13 protein-coding genes are annotated in these 15,722 nt (G+C 36.2%); 3 read left to right on the forward strand and 10 right to left on the reverse strand.

All coding sequences use genetic code 11. The features are described from left to right. The first annotated feature begins 40 nt into the window (after positions 1–40). The 3 genes from ACXR6G_RS12020 to buk all read left to right on the forward strand — a co-directional run bounded on the left by ACXR6G_RS12020 (position 41) and on the right by buk (position 4,298). The gene (locus tag ACXR6G_RS12020) at positions 41–1,837 is read left to right on the forward strand and encodes an acyclic terpene utilization AtuA family protein (protein WP_458361678.1); all 1,797 of its coding nucleotides are present in this window, start codon (positions 41–43) and stop codon (positions 1,835–1,837) included. Between the two features lie 181 nt (positions 1,838–2,018). Further along, entirely contained in the window at positions 2,019–3,164 is a 1,146-nt protein-coding gene (locus tag ACXR6G_RS12025) for an acyl-CoA dehydrogenase family protein (RefSeq protein WP_458361679.1), read from the forward strand. 60 nt (positions 3,165–3,224) lie between these two features. Further along, a complete protein-coding gene (gene buk / locus ACXR6G_RS12030; protein ID WP_458361680.1) occupies positions 3,225–4,298 on the forward strand; it encodes a butyrate kinase in 1,074 nt (357 codons plus the stop codon). Positions 4,299–4,384: 86 nt separating this feature from the next. On the opposite strand, the gene ACXR6G_RS12035 is transcribed toward buk, so the two are convergent. From ACXR6G_RS12035 to ACXR6G_RS12080, 10 genes are all read right to left on the reverse strand, one after another. Next, complete coding sequence (locus ACXR6G_RS12035) at positions 4,385–5,140, reverse strand: tetratricopeptide repeat protein (protein WP_458361681.1); 756 nt, start codon at positions 5,138–5,140, stop codon at positions 4,385–4,387. A 2-nt stretch (positions 5,141–5,142) separates the two neighbouring features. Next, positions 5,143–6,954 (reverse strand): BatD family protein, encoded by a 1,812-nt coding sequence (locus tag ACXR6G_RS12040; RefSeq protein WP_458361682.1) that lies wholly within the window; start codon positions 6,952–6,954, stop codon positions 5,143–5,145. Between the two features lie 206 nt (positions 6,955–7,160). Further along, positions 7,161–7,967 (reverse strand): tetratricopeptide repeat protein, encoded by an 807-nt coding sequence (locus ACXR6G_RS12045; RefSeq protein ID WP_458361683.1) that lies wholly within the window; start codon positions 7,965–7,967, stop codon positions 7,161–7,163. Between the two features lie 35 nt (positions 7,968–8,002). Further along, a complete protein-coding gene (locus ACXR6G_RS12050; RefSeq protein ID WP_458361684.1) occupies positions 8,003–9,034 on the reverse strand; it encodes a vWA domain-containing protein in 1,032 nt (343 codons plus the stop codon). A gap of 94 nt (positions 9,035–9,128) precedes the next feature. Continuing rightward, positions 9,129–10,121 carry a vWA domain-containing protein gene (locus tag ACXR6G_RS12055; protein WP_458361685.1) on the reverse strand — a complete coding sequence of 331 codons (993 nt, stop codon included), beginning with the start codon at positions 10,119–10,121 and terminating at the stop codon, positions 9,129–9,131. An 88-nt stretch (positions 10,122–10,209) separates the two neighbouring features. Continuing rightward, positions 10,210–11,238 carry a hypothetical protein gene (locus ACXR6G_RS12060; RefSeq protein WP_458361686.1) on the reverse strand — a complete coding sequence of 343 codons (1,029 nt, stop codon included), beginning with the start codon at positions 11,236–11,238 and terminating at the stop codon, positions 10,210–10,212. Positions 11,239–11,335: 97 nt separating this feature from the next. Beyond that, the gene (locus ACXR6G_RS12065; RefSeq protein ID WP_458361687.1) at positions 11,336–12,205 is read right to left on the reverse strand and encodes a DUF58 domain-containing protein; all 870 of its coding nucleotides are present in this window, start codon (positions 12,203–12,205) and stop codon (positions 11,336–11,338) included. 103 nt (positions 12,206–12,308) lie between these two features. Then, positions 12,309–13,304, reverse strand: coding sequence for an AAA family ATPase (locus ACXR6G_RS12070; protein WP_458361688.1), 996 nt, complete (start codon positions 13,302–13,304; stop codon positions 12,309–12,311). Between the two features lie 362 nt (positions 13,305–13,666). Next, positions 13,667–14,497: a carboxypeptidase-like regulatory domain-containing protein gene (locus ACXR6G_RS12075; protein ID WP_458361689.1), complete on the reverse strand. Its 831-nt coding sequence runs from the start codon at positions 14,495–14,497 to the stop codon at positions 13,667–13,669. 179 nt (positions 14,498–14,676) lie between these two features. Next, positions 14,677–15,495 carry a carboxypeptidase-like regulatory domain-containing protein gene (locus ACXR6G_RS12080; protein WP_458361690.1) on the reverse strand — a complete coding sequence of 273 codons (819 nt, stop codon included), beginning with the start codon at positions 15,493–15,495 and terminating at the stop codon, positions 14,677–14,679. Between the last annotated feature and the right edge of the window lie 227 nt (positions 15,496–15,722).

Here is a 15,722-nt window from a genome sequence, read left to right on the forward strand (position 1 = left end):
AGAATCGAGTATTCTCAATTGTTAATTAAAAGATAGACAGATGAAAGACAAAATTCGAATAGCAAATGCCGGTGGCTTTTGGGGAGATGATCTTGGGGTTTTAAGACGTCAGTTAGAAGGTGGAGAAGTGGACTATATTTCTTCAGACTTTTTGGCTGAGGTTACCATGAGTATCCTTCGAAAACAACAGTTAAAGAATGAAGCCATGGGCTATGTGGGTGATTTTGTCGATCAGATTGTTGATGTGGCTGAATTGATGAAAGCCAAAAAGGTGAGAATGCTAACTAATGCAGGTGGTATAAACCCTTTAGCTTGTGCACGTAAAATTTTAGCAGAGCTGAAAGTTAAAGGCGTTGACTTGAAAATTGCTGTTGTTATTGGTGATAATATCATTGATCGAATTGATGAGTTCTATCCTGATGAGGCCATGTTTACAGATATGGAAACAGGTGATGATTTTGCTCATATCAAAGATAATATTCAATCTGCAAATGTTTATTTAGGTGTTCCTCCTTTACTGAAGGCTCTTGAAAGTGGTGCTGATTTAATTCTTGCAGGCAGAGTGACCGATACATCGATAACCATGGCACCTTTCATCTATGAACTCGGTTGGGATTTAGGTGATTGGGATAAACTAGCTGCAGGATTGGTTGCAGGACATATAATTGAGTGTGGTGCACAAGCCAGTGGAGGTAATTTTACCGATTGGCAAAAAGTCCAGAAGTGGGATAATATGGGTTATCCAATTGTTGAGATGAATCGTGATGGCAGTTTTGAGGTTTATAAACATCCCAATACAGGTGGGCTAATCAGTCGTGATACCATTCGTGAACAGTTGGTTTATGAAATGGGAGATCCTAAGCATTATATTAGTCCTGATGTGGTTGCAGATTTTAGCCAGTTGGAACTAAAAGAATTGGCTCCGAATAGAGTCTTAGTGAAAAATGCTAAAGGTCATCCTTCTACTCATTTTCTAAAAGTATCTATGGCATACGAGGATGGATATAAGGCAGTCAGTTCTATCGTGATATCAGGAGGGCGTGTTTTAAATAAAGCTCGTGAGTTTGAAAAGATATTCTGGCAAAGGCTGAACATTGATTATAAGAAAACAAATACAGAATATATTGGGTACAATGCATGTCATCAGGATTTGGTTGAGGAAATAGATCCCAATGAGATTCTTCTACGTTTTTCTGTTTACGATGATGATTTAGATAAAATTAAAGCCTTTTCGACAAGCATTGCCCCTTTAATATTAAGTGGCCCTCCAGGCGTGGCTGTTATAGGTGGTAGGGCTCGTGGTCAGCAGGTTATGACCTATTGGCCAACACTTATTCCGAAAACTTTGATTCAAACTACAGTACATGTCTTAGATTCAAAGGGAGACATACAAGAAACTCATGAAATTGATTCCGTTCTCGGAAATGAAGCAGACTTTAAGGTAGAAAAATCAAAATCTCATTTGACTTCCAATGATAAGTATTCTCAAATGGAGATGGAGAATGTGCCTCTTAGAACAGTTTGTATGGCCCGTTCTGGTGATAAGGGTGATACCTTTAATATTGGTGTTTTAGCCCGATCAGAATCTATTTATAATTATCTGAAATCAAGTTTAAGCTCTGAGCTTGTGAAAACGATGTTTAAAAGTATATGTAAGGGGAAAGTGAAGCGCTATGAACTGGATAACTTATTGGCTTTTAATTTCCTTTTAGAAGAATCTTTAGATGGAGGTGGTACAAAATCCTTGATGATTGATGCACAAGGTAAGACAATGGCTTCGGCACTTTTAAATCAATCATTCCCTATTCCAAAGGCTTACTTAAAAGATATTAAGTGAAAATAGATTGAATTATTATTTGAATGAAGTTGAGTCTTAAAATAATTCTTAACTTATAATCAACAAGAAACGTCCATGATTAAATCATTATTAATTCACACAGGAAAATGATTATTTAATCTATGGAAAGTTCCATCTGACCTTAAGATGAATATTATTAACAGATGAAAATACACAGCATATGGATCCTTTTTTAAACGAAGAACATCATATAATACGAAAGGCGGTTCGCGATTTTGCTGAAAGAGAGATTAAACCTCTTGCTGCTGAATTAGATGAGAAAGAAGAATTTTCTCCTGAACTGACAAGGAAAATGGGAGAGATGGGACTATTCGGTATGTTCTTACCCGAAAAGTATGGTGGACATGGAAGCGATTATCTTTCATATATTATTGCAGTTGAAGAAGTGGCTCGAGTTGATGGATCGCATGCAGCAACTTTAGCTGCACACAATTCATTGGGAATTGGTCCAATCTATAATTTTGGAACTGAAGAGCAAAAACTAAAATATTTACCTGGGCTCTGTTCTGGGAATGAGCTTTGGGCTTTTGGATTAACTGAAGCTGAAGCTGGATCTGATTCAAGAGGGACCAAGACTTTTGTGAAGGACCATGGAACAATGTGGGAGATTCAAGGATCCAAAATTTTTATCACAAATGGATCTAATACGCTAACCTCAGGCGTTACAGTTCAAACCATATCAGCAATAAATGGTGAGGAAAAAGAATTCACTTGTATATTGGTTGAAAAAGGGACTGAAGGTTGGAAGAGTCAGGCAATGCATGGCAAACTTATGTGGCGTGCTTCAGATACATCACAAATGTTTTTTGATAATTGCAGAGTACCCAAAGAAAATATTCTTGGAGAACGTGGAATGGGATCTAAAATCATGTTGAAGACACTTGATTCGGGACGACTTTCAATTGCTGCTATGGGACTTGGTTTAGCACAAGGTGCTTTTGAAATGGCTCTGGAATATGCAAAGGAACGTAAGCAATTTGGTAAGCCAATTTCAAAGTTTCAAATCAACAGTTTTAAATTGGCTGATATGGCAATGAAGATTGAGTTAGCCAGAACCCTTTTGTACAAAGCTTGTTGGTTGAAGGATAATGGCCAGCCATTTGAAAAGGAAGCGGCTATGTCGAAATTATATTGCTCTGAAATTGCAAAAGAAGTCGCTGATGAGGGTGTTCAAATTCATGGAGGATATGGTCTTATGAAAGAGTATCCTATTGAGCGTTTTTACCGAGATCAGCGTTTATTACAGATTGGAGAAGGAACATCAGAAATTCAACGCATGGTCATAGCACGCTATATTGGATGTTAAACAGTCAAAGCGTTAGAAATAGGAGATAAAATCAAATTAGGAACAATAAACACGAATAATATGAGAGATCTAGTATTAGCACTTAATCCACGAATGTATTTCACCAGAGTGGCTGTATATCAGGGCAATTCGACTTTGTTTTTCAAGAAAATTAATCATCATGATTTAGAAAAAGGTGTTTATCAATCCTTTAACGATCAGGCTGATTATCGCATTTCGGTGATATTGAAAGAACTTGAAGATAATGATATTGAGATTAAACACATTAAGGTTGTTATTGGTCGTGGAGGTTTGATTAAGCCTGTTGAATCGGGGGTTTACCGTGTAAACGAAGCAATGGTTCAAGATCTTAGATCTGCAGAATTTGGAGAAGATGTTGTTAATTTAGGTGGTTTATTGGCTTATGGCATTGCAAATGCAATTGAAGGAGCTCATGCTTTTATTGCTGATCCGGTTGTGGTAGATGAACTTCAGGATATTGCTCGATTTACGGGTCATCCAGACCTTAAACGTCGCTCAATTTTTCATGCACTTGATCAAAAAACATCTGCTCGACAATATGCTAAGCTTAAATATTCAGAGTATGAAAACATGAACTTGATTGTGGCACATCTTGGTGGAGGAATTAGTATTGGTGCTCATAAAAAAGGACGCGTGATAGATGCCAATCAAGCTTATGATGGAGATGGACCATTTTCACCAATCCGCTCGGGATCATTACCTATGGGTGATGTGATAAAAATGTGTTACTCTGGAAAATATACAAAAGAAGAAATGCTGAAGATACAGACAGGCGAAGGGGGCTTGTATTCTTATTTCAAGACGCATAGCGCTTTCGATGTTTGCCAAATGAGAGATGCCGGAGATGAGAAAGCTGAAGAGGTTTTATCTGCCATGGCTTATCAGGTATCTAAATATATTTCATCATTATACGTCTGTTTTGAAGGGGAAGCAGTTGATGGTATTGTAATTACTGGTGGCTTAGCTAAGGATGATAAATTTGTTCGTGAAATTCGTAATAGAGTAGAGGTAATTGCTCCTGTATATGTTATTCCGGGGGCGGAAGTATTGGGTGCTTTATCCTATTATGGGCAAATGATTCTTAGAGGTGAAACTGAGGTCAAGAATTATTAATTTACACATCTTTAATTAAGTCTGCTAGACAAAAAAATAAGGGCAACATTACTGTTGCCCTTATTTTTTGAGTTCTGATTCAGAATCTAAATAACTTCAATATCTTCTTTTTTAAGCCAACCTTGATTACCATCACTTAGTTTGATGTTACTCCAATCGCCAAGTTCTTCAATAACTTTAACTTTGGTGCCCTCGTGTAGTAAGAAGAGCTGAGTACCACTTTCGTCAGGTGATCCTTTAACAGTAACGCTTGGACTGAAAATGATAGCATACTCACGAAGTGTCAGTTGCTTATTCATTTTCGAAGCAAAGTTGTAGAATACCAGACTTGAAAGTAAACACAGGATTGCTAGGAAGAATCCCAGTTTTTTAATTCGACTTAGCTTGCTATACAAGTACAAGCTCATTAAAGCTAAGAAGAAGAAAAAGAAACCTATCGATAACCAAGACCAAGCATTGGCTGAAAAACTGTTCCATAAGCCAGAAACCCATGAACTCACAAAGAACTCAGGAAGAACTTCTAGCTTGTCAGTAACATTCTTTTGTGCTAATTCTAGATTGTACTTGATATCCTCATCCTCAGGAGAAAGAAGAAGAGCTCTTTCATAATTTAAAATCGCTGGAGCTATTTGACCTGTTTTGTAATAGGCATTAGCTAGATTGAAATAGATTTCAGGAGCTTCAATACGAGTTTCTAATACCGATTCGTATGATTTGACAGCTTCTTCGTATTCGCCTTTCTGATAAAGGTCATTAGCTTCTTGAATTGGGTTTACTTCAATTTGAGCAAAAACCTGAATAGATAAAGCTAAGGCTATGAGGGTGTAAATGAACTTTCGCATAATTACTTGATATTTTTTTCAAGTTTGGTAATTGTTTCGATGGTTTTCTGATAAAGGCTATCCATTTCGGACGAACCACTTGATGGTGCATAACGTGCAAACTCACAAGTATCTAGAATAGTCATGAAATCGGAAATGATTTCCTGATCAACTTCTTTCTCTACAAGAATATCATTGATATTATCCTTACTTAAATCTGATAAGGGTAAGTTGAACTTATCTGAGATATAATCCCCAAGTGCTTTCAGAATTTCATCGTAGAAAGCTTCCTTTTTATTTGCTTTAAGGCTAATAGATGCTGCTTTTAAACGTTTCATAGCAATTCGATTCGCACGCTTGTTTTTCATTTTAGCAACATCAGCATTTTCTTTGATTCGCTTACGATTGAAAACAAATGCCATTAAGAAAATGAAAAGAGGTAAGATAAAGGCCAAATAGAAATTAAGCGTTCCAAAAAAGATTTCACCTTTGTAGATTGGCTCAAATATATTGGTCTTAATAAAGCGAATATCTTTACCAATGAACTTCACATCTTCTTTAGTGAAAGAACTAATGCTTGTATTTGAAACGCCACCTTCACCTTTTGCCACATGAATATTAAATTCAGGACTTAGCTTGGTTCTGTATCGTTTTGCTTTAGGATCGAAATATGTAAACTCGTTTGCAGGAATGGTAAAGTCACCAGCATGACGAGGAATAATCAAGTATTCGAAAGTTGTGGAACCCGTCATTCCTTTTGCTGAACTCTTTAAGTTTTGATTGGTTTTGGGATCATAAACTTCAAAGTCTGCAGGGAAATTAAAATTCAATGGATTGATAAGCTTCATATTTCCATTACCTGAAATTTTCACTTTCATAGTAATGGCATCGTCAACCTTAACAGAATCTTGATTGATGTTAGTACTCATCTTAAACTGGCCAACAGCACCATCAAAACTTTTAGGTGCATTGTTTGGAAAAGGCTTTACCTTGATTCTAACAGGCTTAGATTTACGAGGAACACGAACGTTCTTGTAGTTGTTAAAGAAATCATCAAAGAAACCTCTTGAGCGTGCTTGTGCTGTTAACTGAACAATACAGCTTAGCTCCAAAGGATCTATTATAATCTCACCTTCATGTTGTGGGAACAGTAAAACTTCCTTAAGCGTATACGTATAGAATATTTCACCATTAACATTCTCGCCTTGAAAGGCATTAGAATTAGCACCTTCAATATTCTGAGTCAAGAATCCCTGGTAGGAAGGTTCTTTAAACTGTTCAAAGTTGACAACCTTAACACCTTTGGAATAGATTTTTAAACTTGCTTTTACGGGTTCTCCCATAAAAACAGATTTTCTGTCTACATTAACCTTAATGTATAGATTATCCGGTGTAATATTTTGTGCTTGAGCCGATGTGCTGCCATGCGTGCCTTGCTGTTTATTCTTTGTGCTCTGTCGAACCACTTCAATGGTATGGCTATTCGATTTAACCACCTTTCCATCAACTGTAATTTCAGCGGGCTCAAATGTAAACTTCCCTTCTGTTTCGGCAAGTAATACATACGTGTATGTATAAGACGAATTGGAAGTCCTTTTTCCATTGATATACTGCGTACTCATATTGGTTGAGGAGGAAGGCCCCAAGAGTATTTGAAAGCCCTTGATAGGAGGGAGTTTCAAATTAGATCCCTTTTCATTGACACTATAGGATAAACGGAATTGTTCACCTAAAGCAACAACATTGGGTGCTTTTGCAGTAAATTTAGTTTTATCGGCAAAGGCCGAAGTACTAATAAATAGAAATGTAAGTAGTAAGAAAAATAGTCTCTTCATCAATCTTTATTTATTTTTCTAAAGGTTTAAATTTTAACAAAATCAAAATTACTGATAATTTTGCAAAATAAGTGCGAAGCACTCAATAAGTCTATTGTTAATTTAGAAATTAAACTAGCAATTAATTTTTGAGTGATAATTTTAGAATTAGGAATGGATAATAGCTAATAATTTTTAATTCATAAATCCTAATTTATCATTATGCTTTACCAATCCTTTTTAATTTTTTGTTTCTTCTTTTTTTGTGCTTTAGCCTTGGCTTTTTGCACTTTCTGTTGCACTTTCTTCTCGTCGTTTTCTAAAGCTTTCAACAAGCGTTGAGCATCCTCTTTGGAGATCTTACCTTCTTTAGGCTTCTGTTTTTTGTCCTTGTCACCCTCATTAGGTTTTTGTTTCTCCTTCTGTTTATCTTTTTGATCTTTCTTTTTATCCTGATCTTTTTTCTGATCGTCTTGCTTCTTCTTTTGATCGTCTTTATTTTGTTGATCCTTTTTATCCTGATCTTTCTTTTTGTCTTTATTGTCCTTGTTATCCTTATTGTCTTGGTTTTGCTGATTCTTCTTTTTCTGCTGCTCTTCTTTTTCTTTCATCTTACGAGCATACTCCAAATTGTATTTGGTTTCTTTTGAATCAGGAAAATGTCTTAGAGATTGTTTGTAAGCTTCAATACTTTCGTCAATCTTTTTATTAACGAGTAAGGTGTTCCCAATATTGTGGTGTAAGATACCCAAACGCTGAGGATCGGTTTCTTTTGAAGCCAGTGCTTGAAATTGCTCTAAAGCTTCATCGTATTTCTTTTGTTTGTAAAGGGCATCACCCAAGTTGAAGGCAGCCTCAAAAGATGCCACATCTTTGTTAAGAGCCTTGCGATATTCTACTTCAGAATTCTCAAAGTTCTTATTTTCGAAAAGACCATTCCCTTTTCTGATGAATTTTCTCTCTTTCTGAGCATTTGCTTCAAAACAAGCAAGGCTGAGAAGAGCTATAATGAATAAGCTAATTCTTATCTTCATGATAATTTTTTTTAATCAATCCTGATCTTAATTTTTTACTTGCTGAATAGGTGAATGTCTTTAAAATGACGGTTTTTTCTGTCTAGAATCAGATATTCAATCAGAATAAGTAAAAGGACAAAGGCAATAAAGTATTGAAATTTCTCATCGTAATCCGAATAGATTCTTTGTTCCAATTCGGTTTTCTCCATTTTATTAATTTCTTTGAAAAGTGCTTTTAAGCCTGTCGTTGTGTTGTTGGCTTTAATCATATTACCACCACCAGCTTCAGCAATTTCTGAAAGCATTTTTTCATCCAGCTTTGAGATAACCACATTGCCTTCTTCATTTTGTCTAAATTGGCCAGATCGACCTTTTATTGGAATTGGAGCTCCTTTAGGTAATCCCATAGCAATGGTATGAACAACAATGCCTTGTTCAAGAGCGGCTTCTGCGGCAGCTATAGCGTCATCTTCATGGTTTTCACCATCGGTAATGACAATTATGGCTTTGCTCGCTTCACTATCCGGTGTAAAACTCTTGCTTGCTAAATTAATGGCCGATCCAATTGCAGTTCCTTGAACAGGTACAATATCTGTATTGATAGTCGATAAAAATAACTTAGCTGAAGAATAATCAGTTGTAATTGGTAACTGTGTATAAGCCTCACCAGCAAATACAATTAAACCAATCTTGTCGTTGTTCAAATTATCAAGCATTTGGGAAATAGCACGTTTTGCACTCTCCAAACGATTGGGTTTAATATCCTGTGCCAGCATTGAGTTAGATACATCTAAAGCAATGACAATTTCAACACCCTTGCGCTTGATTTTTCTCAGCTTAGAGCCAAACTGAGGACCAGCTATGGCAATAATAAGAAAACTGAAAGCCAAAAGCATAATAGCGAACTTATAGACAGGTCGTGTGAATGATGCGAAAGGCATCAATTGCGAAATGATAGACATATCACCATATTCCTTTAGTGCTTTTTTCTTCATTCTGTAGCTAATGTAGTATAGCACAACAAGAGCTGGAATAATGAAGAATAAGTAGAGATATTCTGGATGTTCAAAACGAAACTGGTTCATTTTCAAATAATATTAGGTTTGAGATCTGAGCATCTGTAAAATGCTTATTCACTCATAAATTTATTTACTACAACAATCACTTATCAACCTTTGATTAGGGAATGTTTCTTAGAATACTGTTACGGAAAGCAATTTCAAGTAAAAGGAAAAGGGCAGCCCATAGTGCGTAGTTTTTGTAAGCTTCGCTTTTAGTACTAAACTGTTTCACTTCTATCTTTCGTTTTTCCATCTGATCAATTTCTTCGTAGATGGCTTTTAGCTTATTATTATCTGTTGCTCTAAAGTATTGTCCACCTGTAAGCTCTGCAATATCAGTTAAAGTAGCTTCATCAATTTCAACAGGCATATCCTGCATTTGTATACCAAAAGGTGTTCTGAAAGGGTAAGGCGCTGTGCCTTGAGTTCCAATACCTACAGTATAAACACGAATGCCAAATGTCTTAGCTAGTTCAGCAGCAGTAATTGGTGCAATCACACCTTGGTTATTAACACCGTCCGTCAGTAGAATAATAACTCTTGATTTAGCTTCACTATCTTTCAAGCGATTCACAGCATTTGCCAAGCCTAAACCAATAGCAGTTCCATCTTCAATCATTCCTGATTTGATATCGCTGAAAAGATTGATTAATACAGCATGATCAGTCGTCAGTGGACATTGAGTAAAACTCTCTCCACTAAAAATGACCAAACCTATTTTATCTTGCTGACGTCCCGTGATAAATTGGGTTGCCACATCTTTGGCCGCTTCTAATCGGTTGGGTTCGAAGTCTTGAGCCAACATACTACTCGAAATATCCAGTGACATAACGATGTCGATACCTTCTGAACTCACATTTTTCCAATCATTGCTCGATTGTGGACGAGCCAAAGCAATCACCAAAAAGGCAATAGCTAGAACTCTGAAAAGAATAAGAGAATGTCGGAAATAAAACTTATACGTTTTAGGTGCCTTGGACAGACTCTTTAATGTAGAGACCTGTATGCTGGCATGTGCCTTCTTATCACGCCAAATGTACCATGCAATAACAGGAACAATTAGCAGTAATAAGTATAGGTATTCAGGATTTGCAAAATCTAGATTATTCATATTTTAAGTACCTAGTGTAAATGGTTTGCATTATTTCTTAGCAAACGAGATATTAAGTGAAAAGTCAGAAGATAACTAAGGTCACTAATTAGACTAATTTGTTCTCTTCTTCTTTTGTTAATTCAGCTGGTTCAGATTCCTCTTCAGGTTCTTCTATGACTGTTTCTTTTATCAGTGTTTTTTCGACAATACGATAAGCATATTTCAAACTCAATTGATTTTCGTCAGGTAGAGGTTGAAATTTGGCAAACTTAGCCAGGTCAGCTCTTTCCAAAATAACTTTCAAGTCAGAAATCAGATCCTTATGCATCATGTTCTCAGAAATAGCATCCATAGTCTCATCAGTAGTTGATTCTATAGTTGCCAAACCAAAACGTTCGTCAAGATAGTTACGAACCGTATCAGTAAGATCTGAATGGTATTGCTTGATATGACCTGTTTGCCAGAGCTTTTGAGTGTCAATTTCTTCCAGTTTTCTGAGTGCGATAACATGAGCAGGCTCAGCAGGAACTTCAGCTTTGAATAATGGTTGATTGCTCTTGTATCTGCGATAGAAATAATAAGCAGAAAAAAGAATGGCAATAAGTATTAAACCACCTCCAGCCCAGGGCGCAACCTCAGCAAATGATACAGGCGTATGAATCGGCATAGCAATATCAAAATTGGCCTTTGTGGTATCAATTTCAAAACTTCGCACACCCAATTGCATGGTATCAGTACGAATAATGTTATTGATATTCTCCCGATTCAATTTAAAAACGAAGGGCGGAATTTTGTGAACGCCACCATCGAAAGAAGTAATCAGGTATCTCTTATTAATCTTGAGGCTACCATCTTTTTTCTTTGTTGTATCCATGGGCCATTGACCTATGACTTCAATGTTCTTTGTGATACTATCTGTGAAAACAGGAAATCCAATTATCATACCTTTAGGCTGATCAACGGAAAGTTTCAAGTTGATCTGATCGCCAATGGAGATTACATTGGTATCCAATGCTACACTAACTTTAAAGCCATCTTCATTGTCTTGTGCCATTGCTGGATTTAAGAGCAAGGCAAAACTCAGAAGTAAGAAGCTTCTTTGGAATTGTTTTTTTATTGTTTGTAATCCTATCATCTTATTTCTTTAAAACCCTCAATTATTTTTGAATTATGAGTTAAGATTTATGAATGATTAATATGAATAAATCACAAATCTAAAATCCTAAATTTAATTAGGCTCTTCGTTTAAATAGGGCAATCAACGATCGCACATAGTCCTGATCGGTTCTGATATTTGCCACATCCACACCTGAACGTTTGAAAGTTTCTTCAACTTTTGATTGATTCTCTCTCCACCATTTAGCATGAGCATTTCTTACCTTCGAACTAGAGGTATCTACCCATTGATATTGACGAGTCTCTGCATCTAGCATTCTAACCAATCCGATTGATGGTAATTCTTCTTCTCGCTTATCGTAGATCTTAAGAGCAACCACATCGTGTTTGTTGTTGGCAATACTCAAAGATTTTTCAAAGTCATTATCGTCGATAAAATCGGATATCACGAAAGTGGTACAACGCTTCTTAATTGCCTTAGTCAGGTAACGAAGAGCATTACTGATATCAGTCTTACGATGTTCAGGTTTAAAATCGATTAGCTCGCGGATGATTCTTAGGATATGAGATTTCCCTTTTTTAGGAGGAATAAACTTTTCAATGATATCTGAAAAGAATAGAACACCAATTTTATCGTTGTTCTGAATAGCTGAAAAAGCAAGTACAGCTGCAATCTCAGTAATCTGATTTTTCTTGAGCTTCGACATGCTTCCAAACTCTCGTGAACCACTCACGTCAATCATCAACATTACGGTCATTTCACGCTCTTCTTCGAAAAGCTTAACGAAAGGCGTATTGTAACGAGCTGTTACGTTCCAGTCGATATTACGAATGTCGTCTCCGTATTGGTATTCGCGAACCTCGCTAAAGGTCATACCTCGTCCTTTAAATGCTGAGTGGTATTCTCCAGCAAATATATTTCGAGACAAGCCTTTGGTTTTGATCTCGATTTTCCGAACTTTTTTTAATAATTCGCTAGTCTCCATAGTTAATTACGAATTGATAATTATAAATTAATAATTAAGTCGTTGAATTTAAGAATCACGAAAGGAGTTTCAATCGTAATTCTTAATTCCTCATTCGTAATTTCTATGGTACTTCAACAGTATTCAAAATCTCAGAGATAATATGCTCACTTGTGATGTTGTTAGCTTCTGCTTCGTAAGTTAAACCAATACGGTGGCGAAGCACATCGTGACAAACGGCACGGATATCTTCAGGAATAACGTAACCACGACGCTTGATAAAAGCAAATGCTTTAGCTGCCGATGCCAATGAAATACTCGCACGAGGTGAACCACCAAAGGCAATCATCTCTTTGAATTTCTCTAGACCATAATCAGCTGGGAAACGAGTCGCGAAAACAATATCAACAATATATTTTTCAATCTTCTCATCCATATAAACATCCTTAACAACAGAACGTGCCTTAAGAATATCTTCTGGTTTAAGAATTTGACTAGCAACTGGGAATGTCTTTAAAAGATTCTGACGCATAATTAATTGCTCTTCATCTTTTTTAGGGTAATTGATTACCACCTTAAGCATAAAACGGTCAACCTGTGCCTCTGGAAGAGGGTAGGTTCCTTCTTGCTCAATCGGATTTTGAGTTGCCATAACAAGGAATGGCTCTTCTAACTTATAAGTATGGTCACCAATAGTTACCTGACGCTCTTGCATAGACTCTAAAAGAGCCGCTTGAACTTTTGCGGGAGCACGGTTAATTTCATCGGCAAGAATAAAGTTGGCGAAGATTGGTCCCTTTTTCACTACGAATTCTTCTTTCTTCTGTGAATAGATCATTGTACCGATAAGGTCGGCAGGTAAAAGGTCTGGCGTAAACTGTATACGGCTGAAGTCAGCATCTATAGTCGTTGCAAGGGTGTTGATAGCAAGGGTTTTTGCCAATCCGGGAACCCCTTCAAGAAGGATGTGTCCATTGGAAAGTAAGCCAATCAGTAGGCTTTCAACCAAGTGCTTTTGTCCAACAATAACCTTATTCATTTCCATAGAAACCATATCCACGAAGGAACTTTCCTGCTGGATACGCTCGTTTAGCTCTTTGATATCAACTGTCTGCATCATAAAAATGTATATTTTGCTTGTGTTATTAAACGTTTACTTACTTAAGTGTGGTAGGTCGTTTTGAAGACTGCTATAGGCAGAAGAAAACTGGATAAAACAGTTTCACTCCAAAAATCAAATGATCTCCACTCAAAAAAAGCAATGTTTGGAACTGCTTTTTAGGGCAACAATAATGTCAATTATTTTTTGTGCCCTACAAAGATAATTTTTTGGAGTACTTATAAAAGTTGTTTGTCGTTAATTTTTGTTAAGCTTCAATCATTGATGCGTAGATGCCTTGTCGAGATAATACGTCGCTTAGCTGAGATTTGAAAGCGTTTTTTTTATACGATGGATAATTTTCATTCTTGTTTTACGATCTATTACTTAGGTATTTGCTTCTCTTTTATTAGATTGAAATATTTCTTATAATTAGTGACGATTTGTTCCAAAATATCGTACTGGCTGGTAATCTCGGTAATTTTCATTTTTGGACCACAATAGGCCATGAAATCTTCCAATCTGTCACCTTTTAGTCCCGTGTTTGCGGCAACAATATCACTGCTGTAGTATTGGGACAGTTTTTTTGCTTTCCACTTGTTTCTGATTAAGCCAGTTATTTTCCGTTTCCTTTTTTCACTTCTACTGAGCTTTGTGAATAAATAAGCTGGTAGAAACTTAAAGTTGTTAATGAAATGGGGTTTTTCGATGAGAGCTCTGTATTGTGGTGGAACTATATTGGGCTTCTTAGTTCGAAAAGGAGCTAGTTCTTTTGTAATCTGCGTATTGATCACGTTATCGTCTTTGATTTTTAACTTCACAAAGTCTGCTTTAAACTCATCCCAGGTTCCCAGTGCAAACACATCCACTTCCTTTAACAGATAGGCCATTTTTTTCAAAGGAATTTGGAAGAATAGGGGGAGAGTGGTATCAAAAATGAAAGGAACTGCCCATTCTTGGGTTTTAAAACCAAGTGCTGATATAATAAGTGTGTCAGACTGTTTGACTTGTAAATGGAAAATACCCAGGCTATCACAAATCTGTCCACTTCGTTTGCCTTTAATAATAAGGTGTGCCAAAGGAATAGGACTTATGCCTGTGCTGGTAACAACTTGCCCCGATATGCTTATTAGGGAATCATTTTCTACGTTTGTCGCACTTGATGAATTATAGAAAAGGAAAAGAATTAAAAGAAGCAGTAGAATACGAATCATATTTTGGGCGGAGGTCAGGTTATGAATTTTTAAGCTCCTCTAAAGTAGTTCGCTTAAAAGTATTAAACAATATGATTATTTTACTTTTAACAGTATTTAAGTTTATTTAAGGAGGTAAACTTGAAATTTGAATGATTTGAAACTGATAATTATTAGTACAAATATTATGGCACGGATGCTTATTTTTTTTTGGGGAAATCGAGGTATTCTTTATAATTATTAACAATTTGTTCCAAAATATCGTATTGGCTGGTAATCTCGGTAATTTTCATTTTTGGACCACAGTAGGCCATGAAATCTTCCAATCTGTCACCTTTAAGTCCCGTGTTTGCGGTAACAATCTCACTGCTGTAGTTTTGGCTAAGCTTTTTAATTCTCCACTCGTTACGAATCATCTTTGATACTTTACGCTTGCTTTTTTCTTTGCGATTGAATTTTGCGAAGAGGAAGGAGGCTGGAGTTCCTATTGCATCCCAAATGCTAGGATCTTCGATAGTCGCTCTATATTGTGGTGGTATTATATTAGGTGGCTTTGTATTATAAGGTGCAAGCTCTTTTGTTATTTGAGAATTGATCTCATATTCATTTTTGATTTCTAATTTCAGAAAGGCAGCTTTAAATTCATCCCAGGTTCCCAAGGCGAATACATCCACTTCCTTTAACAAATAGGCCATTTTTTCCAAAGGAATTGAGAAGAATTGGGGGAGAGTTGTATCAAAAATGAAAGGGATTGCCCATTCTTGAGTTTTAAAACCAAGTGCTGATATAATAAGTGTGTCAGACTGTTTGACTTGTAAATGGAAAATACCCAAACTATCACAAATTTGTCCACTTCGTTTACCTTTTGTAATTAGGTGTGCCAGTGGGACAGGACTTATGCCTGTAGTCGTCACAATTTGACCTGATATACTGATGATGGAATCATTCGCTATGGGCGTTGCATTCGATGAATTATAGAAAAGGAAAATAATTAAAAGAATCAGTAGAATTCGAATCATATTTTGGGCTGAGGTCAAGTTATTAAACTTTAAGCTCCTCTAAAGTAGTTAGCTTGGAAATGTTAAACAATATGATTATTTTACTTTTAACAGTATTTAAGCTTATTTAAGGTGGTTTTCAGAGATGAAAAACGCTTAGGTTTGAAGATCTATTAATTAAAAATAAGAGTTTTCTTGATTAACAGTGTGGTTATTATTATATTAGGATTGATTTTCTGTAGAATATC

The sequence above is a fragment of the Ancylomarina sp. YFZ004 genome (assembly GCF_054254355.1).